The organism is Planctomycetaceae bacterium, from assembly GCA_041398785.1.
Lineage (GTDB): Bacteria > Planctomycetota > Planctomycetia > Planctomycetales > Planctomycetaceae > JAWKUA01.
In genome coordinates this window covers 1-18,819 of sequence record JAWKUA010000012.1, presented here as the reverse complement: position 1 = coordinate 18,819, position 18,819 = coordinate 1, and the positions used below count along the sequence as shown (strand labels likewise).

Annotated in this window: 14 protein-coding genes; 5 read left to right on the top strand and 9 right to left on the bottom strand. The window is 60.5% G+C overall.

Annotation, left to right across the window (positions count from 1 at the left end):
* Positions 1-7 precede the first annotated feature (7 nt).
* Positions 8-889, bottom strand: a complete 882-nt coding sequence (locus R3C19_14940; protein MEZ6061641.1) for a neutral zinc metallopeptidase — start codon at positions 887-889, stop codon at positions 8-10.
* A gap of 364 nt (positions 890-1,253) precedes the next feature.
* On the opposite strand from R3C19_14940, the gene R3C19_14935 reads away from it, so the two are divergent.
* From R3C19_14935 to R3C19_14925, 3 genes are all read left to right on the top strand, one after another.
* Positions 1,254-2,123, top strand: a complete 870-nt coding sequence (locus R3C19_14935; GenBank protein MEZ6061640.1) for an NHL repeat-containing protein — start codon at positions 1,254-1,256, stop codon at positions 2,121-2,123.
* Positions 2,124-2,326: 203 nt separating this feature from the next.
* Complete coding sequence (locus tag R3C19_14930; protein ID MEZ6061639.1) at positions 2,327-3,505, top strand: site-specific DNA-methyltransferase; 1,179 nt, start codon at positions 2,327-2,329, stop codon at positions 3,503-3,505.
* A 28-nt stretch (positions 3,506-3,533) separates the two neighbouring features.
* The gene (locus R3C19_14925; protein MEZ6061638.1) at positions 3,534-5,573 is read left to right on the top strand and encodes a glycoside hydrolase family 32 protein; all 2,040 of its coding nucleotides are present in this window, start codon (positions 3,534-3,536) and stop codon (positions 5,571-5,573) included.
* 30 nt (positions 5,574-5,603) lie between these two features.
* Here R3C19_14925 and R3C19_14920 read toward each other — a convergent pair whose 3' ends face one another.
* Positions 5,604-6,116: a hypothetical protein gene (locus tag R3C19_14920; protein ID MEZ6061637.1), complete on the bottom strand. Its 513-nt coding sequence runs from the start codon at positions 6,114-6,116 to the stop codon at positions 5,604-5,606.
* Complete coding sequence (locus R3C19_14915) at positions 6,109-6,630, bottom strand: RNA polymerase sigma factor (protein ID MEZ6061636.1); 522 nt, start codon at positions 6,628-6,630, stop codon at positions 6,109-6,111. The genes R3C19_14920 and R3C19_14915 overlap by 8 nt, the downstream gene beginning before the upstream one ends.
* A 361-nt stretch (positions 6,631-6,991) precedes the next feature.
* Between R3C19_14915 and R3C19_14910 the strand changes: the two genes are divergently transcribed.
* Entirely contained in the window at positions 6,992-7,378 is a 387-nt protein-coding gene (locus R3C19_14910) for a hypothetical protein (GenBank protein ID MEZ6061635.1), read from the top strand.
* 100 nt (positions 7,379-7,478) lie between these two features.
* The gene (locus R3C19_14905; GenBank protein MEZ6061634.1) at positions 7,479-8,135 is read left to right on the top strand and encodes a DUF2306 domain-containing protein; all 657 of its coding nucleotides are present in this window, start codon (positions 7,479-7,481) and stop codon (positions 8,133-8,135) included.
* 38 nt (positions 8,136-8,173) lie between these two features.
* On the opposite strand, the gene R3C19_14900 is transcribed toward R3C19_14905, so the two are convergent.
* The 6 genes from R3C19_14900 to R3C19_14875 all read right to left on the bottom strand — a co-directional run.
* Positions 8,174-8,932, bottom strand: a complete 759-nt coding sequence (locus R3C19_14900) for a DUF1559 domain-containing protein (protein ID MEZ6061633.1) — start codon at positions 8,930-8,932, stop codon at positions 8,174-8,176.
* Positions 8,933-9,010: 78 nt separating this feature from the next.
* A complete protein-coding gene (locus R3C19_14895; protein ID MEZ6061632.1) occupies positions 9,011-9,280 on the bottom strand; it encodes a hypothetical protein in 270 nt (89 codons plus the stop codon).
* Positions 9,277-13,773 (bottom strand): crosslink repair DNA glycosylase YcaQ family protein, encoded by a 4,497-nt coding sequence (locus tag R3C19_14890; GenBank protein MEZ6061631.1) that lies wholly within the window; start codon positions 13,771-13,773, stop codon positions 9,277-9,279. Before R3C19_14890 ends, R3C19_14895 begins: the two co-directional genes overlap by 4 nt.
* 150 nt (positions 13,774-13,923) lie before the next feature.
* Positions 13,924-15,129 (bottom strand): rhomboid family intramembrane serine protease, encoded by a 1,206-nt coding sequence (locus R3C19_14885; GenBank protein ID MEZ6061630.1) that lies wholly within the window; start codon positions 15,127-15,129, stop codon positions 13,924-13,926.
* 226 nt (positions 15,130-15,355) lie between these two features.
* On the bottom strand, positions 15,356-17,581 hold the full coding sequence (locus tag R3C19_14880; GenBank protein ID MEZ6061629.1) for a serine/threonine protein kinase: 2,226 nt from the start codon (positions 17,579-17,581) through the stop codon (positions 15,356-15,358).
* Positions 17,582-17,661: 80 nt separating this feature from the next.
* A partial coding sequence (locus R3C19_14875; protein MEZ6061628.1) for an aminopeptidase occupies positions 17,662-18,819 on the bottom strand: 1,158 nt, incomplete at its 5' end.

Here is an 18,819-nt window from a genome sequence, read left to right as displayed (position 1 = left end):
GGCTCAGTTACAACTGGTCATACGACAGCGTGAACAGCTGCTGTGAAGCCTTCAGGTCTCCCGACTGCACTCCGCGACGAAACCAGCGCACGCGCTGAGCGGACGTGCCGTGAGTAAATCGTTCCGGCACGACGACTCCCGTTGCCATCTTCTGCAGAGTGTCGTCACCGATCTGGTTGGCCGCCCGGATCGCTTCCTCGACGTCGCCTTCTTCCAGAATGTTGTACCGCTCGTGGGCATGATTCGCCCAGACTCCGGCCAGAAAGTCGGCCTGAAGTTCCAGCCGCACTGACATCCGATTGGATTCGACTTCATCACCGCGCTGACGTGCCGCGTCCACGGGGTCGCTGAAGCCCAGCAGCCGCTGGACGTGATGAGCAACTTCGTGGGCGATCACGTACGCCTGAGCGAAATCGCCGGGAGCTTTGTGTCGTCGCGCCAGTTCGTCAAAGAAGCCGGGGTCGATATAGATCACCTGATCCGCCGGACAATAAAACGGTCCCATGCGAGCATCACCGGTGCCGCAGCCGGTTGTGGTCCGGCCTTCATAGATCACCAGTTTCGGCTTTCGATAGCTGCCGCCGCGAACTTGTTCCTGAAACAGCTTCGTCCAGACTTCTTCGGTGTCGTTCAGGACGACGGCGATAAATTCCCGGGCTTCGTCATCAATTCCGTCACCAACTTCGGCGGGAGCTGCTCGCTGCTGCTGCTGAGCCTGCTGAGCGAGCTGTCCGGCAATTTGCTGCACGGCCGGCGGAGCATTGAAGAACTTGAGCGCGAGAACGATCAGCACCACGACGATTCCGCCGCCTCCGCCCATCGCCATTTGAGGCGACATTCCGCGCCGGTCCTCGACGTTTTCGCTCTGTTGACGCCCCTTCCATCGCATGATTCTTTTCTCCCGTCAGTGTTTCAGCCCGGCGATTGGTGGCCGCATTATTTCGAGCATTATGGGAAGAGCAAGCGTCAGGTTCGGCAATCGCTAAGTCTGCGCCGGCCCGAATAGCCGCAGTCTGGAAACCTGTACATGCCGCGTCCGGCCGACCAGGACAGTGAAAGCACGGGACAGATTCACGCGCCGGGGAAACGTGCGCGACGGTGTCGAATCAAAGTGCGGTCAGGCCATTGTCGCTGCTATCATTGGTCGTCGTCACATCCTGGTCACCTCGATCGACCGTGACATGACGAGAGTCGCGGCGGCTGCTACCCTGCCCGTCTCAAACCACAATTCCCCAGACGACTGCCGTGCCGCCATGCAACGCTGCCTTTCCCTGATTGCCCTGCTGGTTACCGTCGCCGGACCGTGTGCCGCCGCTCAGGATGCCGCGGCGGAATTCCACTACCCGCTGGCGGTGACCGCCGCGCCGGACGGCGTCGTTTACGTTGCCGATCGCAATCTGCCGGGAATCTGGAAGGTCGAAGCCGGACAGAAGAGCGTCTACTTTCAGGGCTCGAAGAAATTCCGAACTCCCCTCAACGCCGTCCGGTGCCTGGCGATCGACCACGAAGGAAAGCTGTTGGCCGGCGATTCCTCGACACGCGACGTCTATCGATTTGACGACGACGGTCAGCCTCAGCCTCTCACCGATGGCTGGATCGGCATACCGATGGCCATCGCCGTGGCTGGGGACGGCACGATCTACACGGCTGATCTGGAACTGCATCGCATCTGGAAAATGCCGGCTCAGGGAGCTAAGGAACCGGAAGAGTTTGCCGTCATCAATTCTCCTCGTGGCCTGACTCTTGACCCCGACGGAAATCTCTGGGTGCTGTCCACGTCCAGCAAGGATGGTCAGATCCAGAAGGTGACGCCGGATGGCAAAATCGAACCGTTCGTGAAGGGCCACCCATTCAATCTGCCGCACAACATCGTCCGCACGGACGACGGAAGCTTCTTCGTCACCGACAACTACGATCACTGTGTCTGGAAGGTGACAGCCGCCGGAGAAGTGGAAAAGTGGGTCGCGGGAGAACCGATGGATCGTCCGGTTGGCCTGTGCCGTTCAGGCGACAAGCTGCTGATTGCCGATCCCCACATCCGCACGATCTTTGAGCTGGATCCGGCGTCGAAGGAACTGACGGTGCTGACAAGTTCGCCCGTCGACGAAATCACGATCAAGTAACGGCTGGCGGCAGTCACCGAAACGATGTCCACCGCAGACGGCTGATTTCTGCGGCGACGCGGGCGAATCAGCGACGTCAGAGACCGCATTCGCACCGGCGGGGTTTTTCCAATCCGCCAGGCTCATGACTTGCGCGGTAGCTGCGGTCCGATACAATCCGGCGAATTCACTTCACGCACTTGTCACGGGAGGACGCCCCGAACATGTCAACGGATATTCAGTCAAAGCTGGGACGAATTCATCGCGGTGATTGCATCGAAGGCCTCAATTCGCTGCCGGAAGCCTGCGTCGATCTTGCGTTCGCCGATCCTCCGTTCAACATCGGCTACAAGTACGACGTGTACGACGACCGCATGGCGGCCGACGACTACCTGAACTGGTCGGCCGAATGGATGCAGGCGGTGCATCGAGTCCTGAAACCCGACGGAACATTCTGGCTGGCGATCGGTGATGACTTCGCCGCGGAACTCAAGCTGAAAGCGCAGGACGTCGGGTTTCACACACGCAGCTGGGTCGTTTGGTATTACACCTTCGGCGTGAACTGCAAGTTCAAGTTCACGCGGTCTCACACGCATCTGTTCTACTTCGTCAAAGACGTGAAGAAGTTCACGTTCCGCGAAAAGGATCTGCAAAACCGCATCCCGTCGGCGCGAATGCTTGTCTATAACGACAAGCGAGGAAATCCCGACGGCCGGCTGCCTGACGACACGTGGATTATCCCTCCGAACATCGATCAGACCTTCACGCTGCGTCCGCAGGATCTGGAGGAGTGTTTTCAGCCTGACGAAGACAGTTGGTATTTCCCGCGCGTGGCCGGCACGTTCCGGGAACGCGCGGGCTTTCACGGCTGTCAAATGCCCGAACAACTGCTGGGGCGCATCATTCGATCGTGTTCGCATGAAGACGACATCGTGCTGGACCCGTTCACCGGCAGCGCGTCGACTCTGGTTGTCGCAAAGAAGCTGAATCGCCGGTTCCTGGGCTTTGAACTGTCCGAAGAATACGCCAGCGCCGGATCACAGCGACTGCTTGAAACCGAATCCGGCGATCCGCTTGTCGGCGCTGCTGAACCCAATATGTCGGCTCCAGCTACCTGGCAGGGCAAGAAGAACCGCCGCACCGCCGAAATCACCGACACAGCGACACTGTCCGAACGCATCGCAGACGCGATCGATGAAGGCATCCGAGCCGCCTTCCGGATGACTTGCGACGGGCTTTCCGTCGAACACATCATCGCCGACGAAGACCGCTGCGAAGCGTTCTGCGAAGCCTGCCGGCAGCTCGGCATTCCGGCGTCTCGCAAAGTCTGTGTCGAACGGCTGCGGCAGGTCGTTCGTGAAACCGAACGCGGGCAGCGGGTTCTGCAGTTTGCCGCCGAATGACTTGCCGATTTCCCAAAGGTCGAACTCCGTGAAACGCACTCTGCTGTTGCTGGCATGCGGGATCGCCGCAGGTGCCGCGCCCGCCGATGAAGTTCTGGTTGGCAAATTCGAACGGGCTCGCGAACTGCTGATCGACGACTTCGAAGTGGACTCCTACAGCAACTGGATCGTCGAGGGCGACGCATTCGGCGACGGACCCGCAGCCGGCACATTGCCGAATCAGCAGGACGTGTCCGGATATCGAGGCCGCCGGCTGGTGAATTCGTATCGAAGCGGCGACGTCACAACGGGGTCGCTGACGTCTCCGGAGTTCGAAGTCCGGCGTCCGTTCATCGCATTCCTGATCGGCGGCGGCCGGCACGAAGGTCAGACGGGAATCGAACTGCGCATCGGCGGCAAAGCTGTTCGCACCGCAACAGGACACGATTCGGAAGAACTGGAATGGTCATCGTGGGACGTCACCGAATTCAAAGGGCAGACGGCAACACTGCGGATCTTCGACAGCGCGACCGGCGGATGGGGACATATCAACGTCGACCACATCGTTCAGTCCGATGTCGCCCCGAAACGCTTCGACCTGGAACACAGGCTGGCCGAATACCGCAAGTCCCCCGACTATCTGAACGAGCCCCATCGGCTGCAGTATCACTTTTCACCCGAAGTGAACTGGATGAACGATCCAAACGGCCTGGTGTATCACAACGGTGAGTATCACCTGTTCTACCAGTTCAATCCCGCCGGCATCATCTGGGGGCACATGAGCTGGGGCCACGCGGTCAGCCGCGATCTTCTGCACTGGGAACATCTGCCGCTGGCGATTCCGGAAGAGGATGGAATTATGGCCTTCAGCGGATGCTGCGTTGTCGACCACCACAATTCCTCGGGGTTCGGAACGACGGAAAATCCGCCGATGGTTGCCGTCTACACCGGGCACGGGCACGACAAGCAGGTACAGAATCTTGCCTACAGCACCGACAACGGACGCACGTGGACGAAGTATGCCGACAACCCGGTGCTGGATCTGAACGAAAGGGACTTTCGCGATCCAAACGTCTTCTGGCACGAACCGACGCAGCGGTGGGTGATGGTTGTATCGCTCGCAAACGAGAAGATCCTGATCCTCTACGGTTCAAACGATCTGAAGCAATGGACGGAACTCAGCCGTTTCGGTCCGGCGGGCGTCAAAGACAAACCGAACTGGGAATGCCCGGACCTGTTTGAGTTACCCGTTGAGAATGAAAACAGTCGTCGGCTGTGGGTACTGGAAGTCGACATGGGCAACGGCGCGATCGCGGGAGGCTCCGGCGGCGAATACTTCGTGGGTCACTTCGACGGCACCAGATTTGAAGCCATTCAGGACTCCAGGTGGGTCGACTTCGGCCGCGACTTTTATGCACCCGTCAGTTGGAAGAACATCCCTGAAAGCGACGGTCGACATCTCTGGATCGGCTGGTTCAACAACTGGGAAACCTGCCTGCTGCCAACGTCGCCGTGGCGCAGTGAGATGTCGATTCCGCGCGCATTGACGTTGCGACGAATCGGCGATGCGGATGAGTACATCATGGTGCAGCGGCCCGTTGACGAACTGAAGTCGCTGCGCGGTTCGCGGCTGCAGATCGCGCCGATGAGCCTGACGGACTCGCAGAAGCCGGTCTTCGCAACCCTCGCCGGCAACTCGTACGAACTGCAGCTTGAACTGACTCCGACCGCGGCAGCCAGCGGGGTTCGAGTCTGCGTCGGCGACGGAGAATTCACCGAAATCGGCTACGACCGTGCGCGTTCGGCGGTCTACGTGGACCGCACATTGTCGGGAAACACGGACTTCGACGCCCGGTTTTCTGGCCGCCACGAAGCTCCAGTACCGCTGTCCGATGAAAAAGTGGCGCTGCGGATTCTGGTCGACCGATCGTCCGTCGAGGTGTTCATCGACGATGGCCGGGCCGCGATCAGCGACCGGATCTTCCCGTCGCAGACTTCAACCGGAATTGAGCTGTTTGCACGCGACGGCAGTGCGACGTTCAGCGACATGAAAGCCTGGCCGCTGCGTTCGGTGTGGCACGACCGGTAAACCCGCGTAGCGATCGCGACCCGTCGAAATTCATTCGACCCCGCGCTGCTGACCGGCGGGCGCCTGACGACGACCGTCCTGCGAGGCACGCGACGGTGTTTGCGGTGCGGAATCTTCGCCGGGAGAAAGGTCGATCTGCTCGATTTCCTGCAGCGACGTCTGGTTGTCGTCGACGGGAATATCCGCTGACGGATTCGACGACACATCCATCAGGTCACCGTTGCTCTCCGCGTCGCCGGAAACGACGGCAGTTCCTCGCCCGGGCGCCGTGGGAAAGTTCCAGCTCGCCATCACAAGAATCGCACAGGCAGCCAGCATGGCGGCAATGGCCGTGAAGCCGCGAAGTGACGACGGCGCAGAAGTCGCGCCGTGTGCGGCGGCGACCGTCGGCAGAGACGGCTTCGCACGCAACGCCCGCACCGGCATCACCGGCTCGCGCAACTCGACCGGCATTTCGTGGTCGAAGAATGCCGCCATTAGTTCGTCCAGTCGGCGATCCGACAGCGTCCTGCTGTTTCCGGAAGTTGTGTGTTTCTCACTCATCGCCAAAACCCTGTTCCAGGAGAAGTTCCGACAGTCGCCGGCGAGCCCTCGACAGACGCATGTCGATTGCCGCCGGACTGGCATCCATTGCCACTGCCATCTGTGCCGACGACCAGTTCAAGGCGTACTTCATCACCAGCACTTTTCGATCGTCTTCCAGCATTTGTTCCAAAGCCGCTCGCACGGCCAATCGGTTTTCCTCCGATGCCATCAGCTCCGCAGGACTAAACGGCGTGTTTGGCATTTCGTCCAGCGAAGACGACAGTCGACATCCGCTGCTCTTCCGCCGGGCCACATCCCGAAGCCAGTTCTGTCCGACTCGCAGCAACCACGCGCGAGCATCCCGGATGGGTTCTCCGTTATGCCGCTGATACCGCAGAAACGCTTCCTGCACGGCGTCGTAGGACCGTTCCGGGTCACTGCACTGAGAATAAAACAACGCCCACAATTCGCGTGAAAGCTGCCGGTACAGCGACTCGATCGATTCCGCCTGATCAGACGAGCCCTCTGCCATGACAGAAACTTCCGAATCTCCGGCAACACAAACCCTTGTGCAACCGGGAGATACGTCCTTTCCGCAAAAAATGACGAATCTCCACCGATTCAGACGAAGGGACGGCGGTAGTCTAACCGGAGCGAGTGTGGATTTTCGAAACCGCTCTGAATTCATTGCTCCGGAGTCGCCGGAAACAACTGTCACACGATGTCAACGGCGCGCCGCGAAGTCAAACGATCCGCGCCCGAGGAACAGGATTTGCGCGTGAGTGGAATCTGCGATCAGTGCCGTTGATACTGGTTGTCGCCATGTTCGTCGATGTTTGGCAGAATCGACGGGCACTGGCCGGACGACAGCATCATCCAACAGGAGACGACTCGTGGCAAAAAAGAAAATCTCCGACACAGAAGCCATTCGACAGGTCATCCTGCAGGGCGGGCACGGCGACTACGCCGACGTGGCAGTCGCTGTCAAAAAGAACTTCGGAATCACTGTCGGTTCCGGCAGGGTCGAAGAAGTCGCCCTTGCGATGAAGAAGGAAGCGGCCGCGCCGCGGTCGGCGGAACTCAAGTCGGCACAGACTTCGCTGACAGGAACGCTTGCAAAGAAACGGCCCGCTGCGGCATCTGGCAAAAGCGAAGGCGGAGCAGGCGGTGGTGTAGATTCCGGAAAAGTGCTGGCGTTCGTCGAAAGCATGGGCGGGTTCGAAGCCGCTCGAGCTGCCATCGATGAACTGGAAGGAACCTTCCGGCGCCTGATGAAATAGGTGTGCAGACCGGCGTAGCGGTAAGCGTGACATCCACCGGCCGCGGAGCGATTCCGGAACGTCACTTCAATGAATACGCACCTTCAGAATCTCGCCCGTTATGCCGAGTCCCCGCCTTCCATCCGCATGGCAGATTCTGACGGCGGTCACCGCGCTGCTGATTGCCAAAGTCACCGTCAGCATCGTAATGAACTATGGCGACTACTTGCCCGCCGATTTCGACACCGGATTTCTGCAGGGTCGAAGGTCGTATTTTTGGGGCGCCTATTCATGGGCGTTCTACACCCACATCGTTTCCGGACCATGTTCGCTGTTGCTGGGATTGCTGCTGCTCAGCAAGTCGCTTCGCCTGCGGGCTCCGGCATGGCATCGGCGGCTGGGACGAATTCAGGTCGCGAACGTCGCTCTTCTGCTGACTCCCAGCGGACTCTGGATGGCTCGCTATGCAGAAACCGGTGCGGTGGCCGGTACTGGCTTTGGAGTCCTGGCACTGCTGACAGGAACCTGCGCGGTTGTCGGCTGGAAATCGGCTGTCAGCAGGCGGTTTGCCGAACACCGGCGGTGGATGACGCGATGTTTTATGCTGCTGTGTGCAGCCGTCGTGCTTCGATTGCAGGCTGGACTGGCGACCGTGACGGAGTTCGACGCTGACTGGCTGTACCCGTTTGCGGCATGGACAAGCTGGCTGGTGCCGCTACTGATCAACGAACTGATTCAAAAGTCCCCGCGACGGCCGCTGCGGTCTTGGATCAGGTGACCCATAAATCGTTCCAGGGCTCCTGCCCCGGAACGAGACTAATACTCGCCGATTGTCTCACCACCCGCCACTGTCAAAAGGGCGCGCAGGGTTTCTGGTGCCGTCGTGTCACTCAGAAATCGTACGCTTCCGTCAGCCAATACGATTTGGAATCCGCCAACATGCGAGTGTTGCGTATTTGGGCCGATGTTCATGAAATAGTCGGAGTCGATATCGCGGGGTGCCATCCATGGAACGGCGTCGTCCGGTGAGACTTCCGTCACCATCAGCGAATTGGACGTGCCGTCGGTGATTTCGGAGAACGCCCGGCAATCGGGTGCCGGAAAGCACGTTTCCTGCCCCACGACGACCAGATAAATCGCCGAATTCGGCGGCATTTCCGCTGACGGGCAGACATACACCGGCACGGGGGTCTGCCGCGCCTTTTCGTTCAACGGATCATCCCACGGTTTCGACAGATCGATGGAACGGTATAGCTCTTGTTGTTCCATGTACGGCAGCAGCAGAGTTCGCCAACTGTGCAGCGGCCTGCCATTTTCGTCGACCGTATACGCAGGCGGCAACGTGCCATAGACGTCGGCGTAGTTGTGCATCGCCAGCCCGATCTGTTTTAGGTTGTGCTTGCACTGCACGCGCCGCGTAAGCTCCCGGTTTCTGCGAACACTGGGCAGCAGGAATGCTGCCAGCACCACCAGGATTCCGGCGACGGCAAAGAATTTCAGCAGCAAACCACCCAGAGTTCTTGCGGGTCGCGGATCAGTGGCCGCATCGGGCATGGCATATGGGTTGTCATTCATCGGACGGACTCCAGCGCGGTCTGAATCAGGATGACCAGCACCATCATACCAACAGAATCGCAGTCCACGCATCAGGCTTCATTCAATCCGGTTTCCCTTGTGCAGGAAGCCTTTCGTCGTTCGCATGAAGCCCTCTTCGATCAGTACCGTTGCCAAGGGAGAATCCGCAGTTGCGATGCCATCGACTTTCGCGATCAGCATCGATCGACCGGGAACAGCCATCGTCCGCAGTGCTTTGGCCAGTGGTCGCATTCGCGTGTCGTGATTGACGGACTCTGCGGCGAATGTCGTCACGGTTTGGCGAGTCCTGCCGAGATATCCCAGCAGGTCTCCGTCGCGAATAATCACCTTCGCTCCGGCGACTCGCTGCGGACGGGCCGCTTCTTTCGTTTCGGGCCACGACAGAACGCTGCCCACGGATTTGCCGGATCAGTCGCCGCCAGAACCAAGGGTTCGGATGGTTCTGGCGACACGTCGGGTTCTCGCTGAGAACGAAGCCGGTCATCCGCTCCGACAGCGGCAAACTGAGCGGCGCCCAGTCCGGCCACAAAGTAGCCGCGACGAACCCGGCCGGCTTCTTCCATCGCCTTCAGCACGGGATACAAGCCGGCGAATCCACCGGCGATGTGTTCGCGCGACAGCATATTCTTCGTGACGATCCCGTGACGCTGAATCAACTGCGCTGCGATGGCGGCCTGACGTTCGGTGACTGAAGGCGCAGTGACCGCAGCCTGTGAATGCACCGCGCGAGCGGCTTCCGGCAGCGTCCAGCGTCCTTCGGAACCGGCCAGATGATTCTGCCTGCGAGACCGGAACATCCGCCGGCTGCCGCGTTCCGACCGCCGACCGGAAGCACGTCCGGCGCGCAGTGATCGCAGTGGCGTAAGCGTGTCGTTTGTGATTTCCCCGTTCCAGACCAGTCGCCACAACACGTCCAGCACGTCATTCGGGAAGCCGCGAAGTTCACCGCAGATCTGTTCGAAGAAGAGTGCTCCGCGATCCGCCAGCAGCGTTCTCAGCCGGTCGGCGGAGTCATCGACCAGTGGTTCGATCGCCGGAGAAAGCAGCGGAAAACTGTCCGTGAGATACAGCGCAACGCGTCCGTCGTGGTTTCCGGTGGAATCGAATCCCTGCCAGATCACTTCTCCGGCGACGCACAATTCGTCCAGGTCGGCCGTCCGGAAGCCCGTGACTCGCGCGGGCAGAATTTCGTTTTCGAGCGACGACGCCGGCAGCGGAATTCCCTGAAGCTGTTCGATCGCATCCAGCAGACCATCCAGTCCGCGGCGAGGTCGCGTGATGCCGTGCCAGACCGGAAGGAAGCGTGCCAGTGCCGTGGTATCAACGGCTTCGACCTGGCGGCGAATTGCGGCGAGACTTCTGCGCTTGAGTGTTCGCAGTACGTTCCGGTCGCACCATTCGCGACCGTCGCCACCCTGAAGAAACTCGCCTTCCACGACGCGGTCGCGCGAAGACAGTTCTGCCAGCGCATCAAGCACTCGTCCGACGTCCAGCCCGAAGCGCGCAGCAACGTCGATCGCGGTGAACGGTGTGTGACTTCTTGCATATCGCGACACCAGGTCGATCAGTGGCTCAGCCACCGGCTGCCGGAATGCATCCGCGAGGACGTGCGGGATCTGCACGTTCAGCGCGTCACGCAGCCGCGAGGCATCTTCGGCAGCCGCAAATCGTTCTTCACCGGCGATCTGTGCCGGAAAGATCCGCCGCGCGGTGACAAGTTCGTCCCGCCAGTCATCCAGGTGACGGGTGCCAGGTTCGATCGCACCACCTGCGCGCAGACGGATTTCATCAACAGACAACGGCCCGAGATCCAGCAGCAGGCCATGCACATCGTCGGCGTCGCGAAGCGGGAATCGCAGCGTCGAGCCGGATTCGTTCTCGAACGAATTCGGTGACGCAGGTGCCCCGTCGCCGTTATCGAAGTCCTGTTGATCGCAACGAAACGGGATCCGCTGCAGTTCCCGCAGCAACTCTGCCACGACGACGGGATCGAACAGCTCGCGGAAGTTCACGGTCCCGAGCAGTTCGCGCAGTCTGGTGTGGTCCAGAGTCAGCGACGCGGCGCGGCGTGCGGCCAATGGCGCATCGCCCTCATAAACAAAGTTGCCGACAAACGAAAACAGCGCCGCGGAGGCAAACGGCGACGGAGACTGCCGGCGAACCGACTTCACGCTGATCGTGCCCGACTTCACATCCCGCAACAGCGAAACCAGACCGCTGACGTCAAACACGTCGCGCAGGCATTCGCGGTAGGTTTCCATCAGAATGGGAAATTCCCGATACCTGGCAGCGACTTTCAACAGATCGCCGGACTTGCGCCGCTGCAGCCAGAGGGGAGTGCGACGGCCCGGACTGCGGCGAGGCAGCAACAGCGATCGTCCCGCGTTTTCCCGAAACTTCGCCGCGAACAATGCCGTGTCGCCCAAATGCCGAATCAGCTCATCTTCGACTTCATCCGGTTCGGGAAAGAAAAAGTCCGGCTCGGGAAGATCACCGGCTTCGGGAACACGAAACAGAATTCCGTCGTCGGTCCAGACGACATCAACTTCGGTGTCGGTCGCTTCTCGCAGCCTGGCCGCCACCAGCATCGCCCACGGAGCATGCACACGGGCTCCGAACGGAGACAGGATCACCAGCCGCCAGTCGCCGACTTCGTCAGGAAAACTTTCGACGACGATCGCCGCGTCCGACGGAAGTTCACCGGTCGCTTCGATCTGGTCATTCAGATAATCGAGCAGGCTGTTCGCGGCGGACGGCTGCAGACCATGATCGATCGTCAGCCGATCGACGGCAGTCTGACGGCTCTCGGTCGTCAGTTCGCGAGCGAGTCGCCCGATGGCCTGGCCGAATTCCCGCGGCCGACCGGGACTATCGCCCTTCCAGAACGGCATGCGTCCGGGCTCACCCGGCGCCGGCACAACAAGCACGCGATCGCGAGTAATGTCCATGACGCGCCAGGACGACGCTCCCAGCAGGAACACGTCGCCCGGCCGGCACTCAAAGACCATTTCTTCGTCCAGCTCACCGACCCGGCCGCCGCTTTCGCCGCCGTCGCCGATCAGGAAGACGCCGTATAAGCCCCGATCGGGTATCGTGCCGCCGTTCAGAATCGCCAGCCGCTGAGCACCCCGCCGACCGGAAACCGTGTTGTTGTTGCGATCCCAGTTGATGCGCGGACGCAGTTCGGAAAACTCGTCGCTGGGGTATCGGCCCGACAACAGATCAAGCACTCCTTCGAACGAAGATCGCGGCAGGTCGAAAAACGGAGCCGCCCCGCGCATCAGCGAGTACAGGTCATCGACAGCGATCGTCTCCCGCGCCACAACGGCAACGATCTGCTGCGCAAGAATGTCGATCGGGTTTCGCGGGTAATGAGTTTCTTCGACCCACCCATCCATCATCGCGCCGGTGGCGGCACTGCAGGCCAGCAGGTCGCCCTTATACTTGGGAAAGATGACTCCCGTTGAAATCGCACCGACCTGATGCCCGGCGCGGCCGATTCGCTGCGTGCCGGACGCAATCGTCGGCGGCGCTTCAATCTGAATGACCAGGTCGACGGCACCCATGTCAATACCCAGTTCCATTGACGACGTAGCCACAATCGCCGGCAGATCGCCTCGCTTCAGGCGGTCTTCGATGACCAGCCGTGTGTCCTTCGAAATGGAACCGTGATGGGCCAGAGCAAGTTCTTCTCCGGCAAGTTCGTTGATCGCGCTGGCCAGCCGTTCGGCCAGACGACGACTGTTGGCGAAGATCATCGTCGACCGGTTGGCGCGGATGAGTTCCACAAGCCGCGGATGAATCGACGGCCAGACCGACGGGATCGACGACGCCGAGCCGGCGGGGCCGTTCGGGACGTCGGTGTAATCAGCGGAAGCACTCGCTACGTCAGTCCCGCGCAGGCGGGCACCCGGTCGCGTTCTCTCGTCGACCGTTTCCTGTTCTTCCGCCGGCATTTCCACCGTGAGATCAAACCGGCGACGTTCGGACGCGTCGATGATGGTGACGCGACGCGGCGTCGGTGAAACATCCGGATCGGCGCACGCACTTCCTCCACCGAGCAGCCGGGCGATTTCTTCGAGCGGTCGCTGAGTGGCGGACAGACCGATGCGCTGCAGTGTCGCGGGAGCACTGGGTTCCCGCCTGCGCGGGAATGACGGAGGATGCGGGAATGACGGAGGAGGTTGGAATGACGTGGCGTGGGCGGATGATGTCGCTCGCAACCGTTCCAGTCGTTCCAGCGTGACGAACAGGTGCGCGCCGCGTTTTGTGCCGGCCATCGCGTGAATTTCGTCGACGATTACCGTTTCGACGCTGGCCAGCACCACCGCCGCCCTGGATGTCAGCATCAGATACAGGGACTCCGGCGTCGTGATCAGAATGTCGGGAGGCTGCCGAACGATCAGCGCTCGTTCTCGCTGCGGCGTATCGCCGGAACGAACAGCAACCGACGGGACGTGGTGCGGTACGTCATGACGCTCTGCGAAGTGCCGCAATCCGGCAATGGGTGCTCGAAGGTTGCGATCAACGTCAACACCCAGAGCCTTCAGAGGAGACACGTACACCACGCGAACGCCGGTTTGCGAAGCTTCGGCTTCTTCCGAAAGATTCCGGAAGAACATCCGGTCAATCGCCGCCAGAAACGCGGCCAGCGTTTTTCCGGAACCCGTGGGAGCCAACAGCAGGGCGTTTTCGCGGTTGGCGATCGCCGGCCAGGCCTGGGCCTGAACACGGGTCGGTTGACCGAAGGAAGCGATGAACCAGTCGCGCGTGCAATCGTGAAACGTGTCCAGCGCTGATTGCTCTGCTGTCGCCGCCATGTCGTCCGCCTTTGTCTGAAGTCACGCGGATTGTAGACGGCCTCAGACCACGGTTCAGTATTCGGCGTTCGTTTTCAGCACTCGTGCGGAACCAGCGCGGCTGACCTCGATAAAGCCGAAGGCTGGCAACGCCGAGGAACCCTGGACGCCTCACCATTCTTCTTCGGTATCTTCGACTCCGGCTTTGACCTGACGTTTGGCTTCCGCGGCAACTTTCTTTGCCAGGATCTGCTGATCTTCGGAAAGCTGCGAAAGTCGAATCTGTTTCAGCGACCGCAGCGCCGCCGCCGGACGTTGTCGCTCGACCAGCAGGATCTGAGCGATCTTCAGCCGAGCCCAGGCGGCGGATTCCGGAAACCGTCTCACGTACTCTTCGAGAGCAATCTCGGATTCGTCGATGGCATTCGCCCGGATCAGGCCCGTCGCCAGGCGTTTCAGACGGATTTCGTCCAGCAGCGCATCGGACGCTGTCAGCCGCAGCAACATCAGCGATTCGGAAGCGTCCAGAGCGTGGCCGGCATCGATCAGCCGTTCAATTCGGCGCAGTTCTTGGCGATCGTCATGACGAATTCGCGGCCTGGAATCGTCGGAGAATTCCGCGACGCGAATATCCGATACGTCAACTTCCTTTCCGAACAGCAACGCCGGATCCGCGTGGCTGCCGACGGTCGTTGAGGGATCGCCGAACCGGCCATACGTTCCCTTCAGCACGGCAAACAAGTCCCAGTTCTCGCAGTCGACCCAGTCCTTCTTCACATACAGGACTCCCAGGGCGAATCCCACCAGCGCTCCCGACAGATGCAGCGCCGGCGTGCTCATGGAAAAGCCCATAAACAGCCAGCTCAGGCTGTCCCAGAACAGGTACCAGACCGAAAGCCACATGATGGTGACGTCGAACCAGAACACGCGGTACAGGAAAAACATCAGCACGCTGAACTCGTTCTTTGGCGCCCAGACGAGGCAGACGGCCATCAGTCCCATGATCGCCGACGAAGCGCCCAGTGCTCCCGTTCCGCCGGGGATGTACATGATGAACTGCACCAGCGCTGACTGAGTGATCCCGATCAGCAGGTACAGCTTCAGCATTCGAAACCAGCCAAGCTTGCCCTCCACAACGAACCCGAACGTCCACAGGAAGTACATGTTTCCCACCAGGTGGACCGCATCGGCGTGCGAGAACATGTTCGTCAGCCATTCCAGCGGGTTGATCGTGCCGAAGTGCAGGATCCAGGCATGATCGACATCATCGATGCCGCTGCCATTGGCGAAGAAGCAGACGAAATTGGCCACGATCAGTCCGACCGTCGCAATCGGCAGATGATAGATAGGCGCGTCGGTCGTCAGCGGTAGCAACATGGGGACGGAATTCTGAACTGATCGGCGTCAGGCGACACGCGCAGTCAGGCACCCGCGCTGGCGAGACACTCGGTACGAATCCTTCGTCGTCGCGGATCACTGAATTCGCTGCGACTGCGGGAGTTTCTGTCGAGACCGCAGTCGCGTCGTCAGAATATGCGATGGGGGTGATGCGGCGACAGCGGAATTCATCGGAGAGCGTCTGCCACCGCGCCGGCGTGCGGGTTCAGGAATCGATCTCCGGCGGTCGCTTCAGAGGCACACCCGGCTTTTCGCGGGACAGGGCGCGCCACACAAACACCCAGACGGCAGCCATCATGGCGAAACTGGCCGCGACCGCCAGCCACGCCTGTCGCGTGGCTCGCGCGGCCATTTCCCGAACCGGCAACAGCGCGGCATCGCGATTTTCCTGCACGATCACCAGCCACGGCGTCGTTTCGATTTCCATGGCCGCCATCGCGGCCATCCAGGGGCCGCGAAAGTCACCGGCGGCAGGTTCGTCCAGGGCGCCAACCGGATCCTGATAATCCGGCAGAGTGACATACGGCGTGGATCGCGGATTCCCGGCAGCAGCATCGACGCTGCCATCTTCGCTTTCGTCCGTTTCCGGCGGGAAGCCAGCCCTCTTTGCGATCTCCGCCCGAGCCGCATCGATATCGGAATCACGCATCTGCAGGCGGGAAAACAGCTTCTTCGCTTCTTCTTCGCTGCGTTTCAGAACCTCCGGTGTCAGCCACGGATGATCCAGCAGCCTTCCCGTTCGAACGTCTGCCAGAGCGATGATTCGATTGACGGTATCGGCCTCGGTCCTGGTTCCCTGAATCTGTTTTCCCAGGTGATCCTGCAGGTCTCCCAGATGTGCCGTCCGCGCGAAGATGCCGATGACTTCTCCGGACGACGACCGAACGGGAACACTAAGCGCCACCATGTAGCGGTTCGTTGCTTCGCTGCGAAATGCGATCGACACATGAGGCGACTGAATCGGCAGGACATCATCCGGCACGTTTCCCTCTTCGTATTCCAGATTTCGTCCGTGAAAATAGTCGCGGTAGGAAAAATTGCCGCCGATCGTTTTCGGGCTGTAGGGACGCCGCCAGATCTGTGTGCCACGAGCGTCGGTCAGAAACCAGCTTGTGTCCAGACTTCTGTCGCGGTGCCGATTGGCCGCATCCGCGCGGTCGTGCGCTTCATCGAGTTCGCGCAGCCAGTCCGGCAGATCGGCAGGTGCGGCCAGATGCAGCCTTGTCATCTCCGCGGCGATTTCCTCCGACGGCCGCTGCATCAGCGATTCCAGTGTTCCCACAAACTCGTCGTCGTTGGCGATCGCATCCAGTTCATCCAGGCGCAGCTCAAGCTGATCCTGCAGCCCTCGCGCCTGAATTCCGGCAGACAATGCGTCGCTTTCCAGCGCCCGTTCCACCAGCTTGCGCGCCATGGTCTCCAGGTTGTTCTGCAGCGCATTCACGAAGATCGGGACCATGGCCGCCATCAGCAGAATCGGACCGAGGACGCCCAGCAGCAGCAGGGGCCGGCGAGCCCGGTGACGTTCGCGGGCATCGAGTTCGTCGATGATGGCCTGAGCGTTCGGCAGCCGCATCGCCGGATCAACGGCGAGGCACCGGTCGACCAGTCCGGCCAGGCGATTGTCCACACCGCGCACCTTTTGATGCAGCGATGGCGGAGGGGCATTCCGGATGATCTGCTGATACAGCTCCAGCCGTTCCAGCAGCGAACCGGTGGATTCCAGTTGCCGCTGGATTTCCGGTTCGCGATACGGCGGCTGTCCGGTCAGCATGTGATACAGCAGTGCCCCAACGGCATACACGTCCCAGCGGGCGTCCGGGACGGCGTTCAGATCGGCCTGTTCGGGAGCCATATAGTACAGCGTTCCCAAAGCCGGACTCTGTTCGTGCGACATGCGCGACTGGCCGAAGTCGCAGAGTCGAACGTGAAACTGTGCGTCCAGTAGCACGTTGTCAGGCTTCAGATCGCAGTGCAGCACTCCGGCGCCGTGAGCTTCCACAAGTGCGTCGCAGACCTGGCGACAGATGCGAATCGCTTCGTCGACACCGACCGGCCCGCCGGCAAGGTAGGCTCCCAGAGAACCGTTTTCGACGAACTCCATCACGTAGTACGGCGGCTCGGCATTCCAGCCGACATCCAGCAGCCGCACGATGTTTCGCGACGCGTACAGAGTCGCCAGCTTTTCGACTTCGCGATTCAGCAGCGACCAGTTCAGCCCCCGGCGATGCGGATAGTACTTGATCGCCACCATCCGGCCGGTGTGATCCTCGCGAGCCAGCCAGACCGTTCCGTAGGCTCCGGTGCCCAGCCGGCGCATCACGGAATAGCCCTCAATTTCAGCCGGCGGAGCCTTGTCCTCCATGCTCAGGCGACGCGAACCTTCCCGTTCATCGTCACCCTGAATTTGTGTGTCGTCGAAGTTCGCCAAAACACCACCGACTGCTGCAGGAATGCGTTCCGCTGTTCCAGGACAGAATACGCATTCGGCGTCGGTTTGGCCACAGGCGACTATTCCGGCAGACCCGCGTTCAGCGGCTGAAGATCATCGGGAACAAAGCGGCCATCCTTACGCAGCAATTCGCCGTCAAACAGGATCTCGCCGCCGCCATAATCCGGCCGCTGAATCAGCACCAGGTCCCAATGAACCATGCTGCGGTTTCCATTGTCGGCTTCGTCGTACGCATTGCCGGGAGTGAAGTGGAACGATCCGCCGATCTTTTCGTCGAACAGCGTGTCCAGCATCGGGTGCAGAATTCGGTTGTTCGTCCCGAATGACCATTCACCCACGTAGCGGGCACCTTCGTCCGAATCCAGAATTCGATTCAGCCGGTCGTGTTCGTTCTGGCACGTCGCCCTGACGATCTTCCCGTCCTTCAGTTCGAATTCAATTCCGTCAAACACGACGCCCTGATACCGCGACCGGGTGTTGAATCGAATCGTTCCGTTGACGCTGTCTCTCACGGGCGCTGTGAAACATTCGCCGTCCGGAATGTTGCATTCTCCGGAACACGGAACGACGGGAATGTCGCGGATGGAAAACGTCAGATCCGTACCGGGCGACGTAATGCGCACCTGGTCAGCGGCTTCCATGCGGGCCACCAGCGGTTTCAGATCTTCCGCCATTTTTGCGTAGTCCGCGGTGCAGACGTCGAAGAAGAAGTCTTCGAACTGTTCCGTGCTGGAATTCGCCGACTGAGCCATCGACGGCGTCGGATAACGCAGTACAACCCAGCGAGTTTCGGGGACTCGAATATGAATATGCACCGGCTGCCACCAGTGCTTTGAAAACAGGTCCATCCTTTCGGCGGGGACGTCCGCGAATTCGGTGGAATTGGCGGTGCCCCGAATTCCGATGTAAGCGTCAGCCCGCTCCATCGCCGCCGATTCCAGTTCGCCGGCCAGCGTCATGGCTTCCTCGGTGGCGCCAAGGTACAGGCTGCGCAGGACAGCATTGCTTTTCCAGGACACCAGCGGCAATGCGCCGCGCTGATAGGCGCCATCCACCAGACTGCAGACCAGAGCAGGATCCGGCAGATCAAACGCCTCAATCAACACGACCTGACCGGCGGACAGCTGGCAACTGTGATCCAGCAGCGTTTCCGCCAGCCGGGAAATTCGAGGATCTTTCATGCGACGCGAAGCGTTTCGGAGCGAGACCGGCAGCTC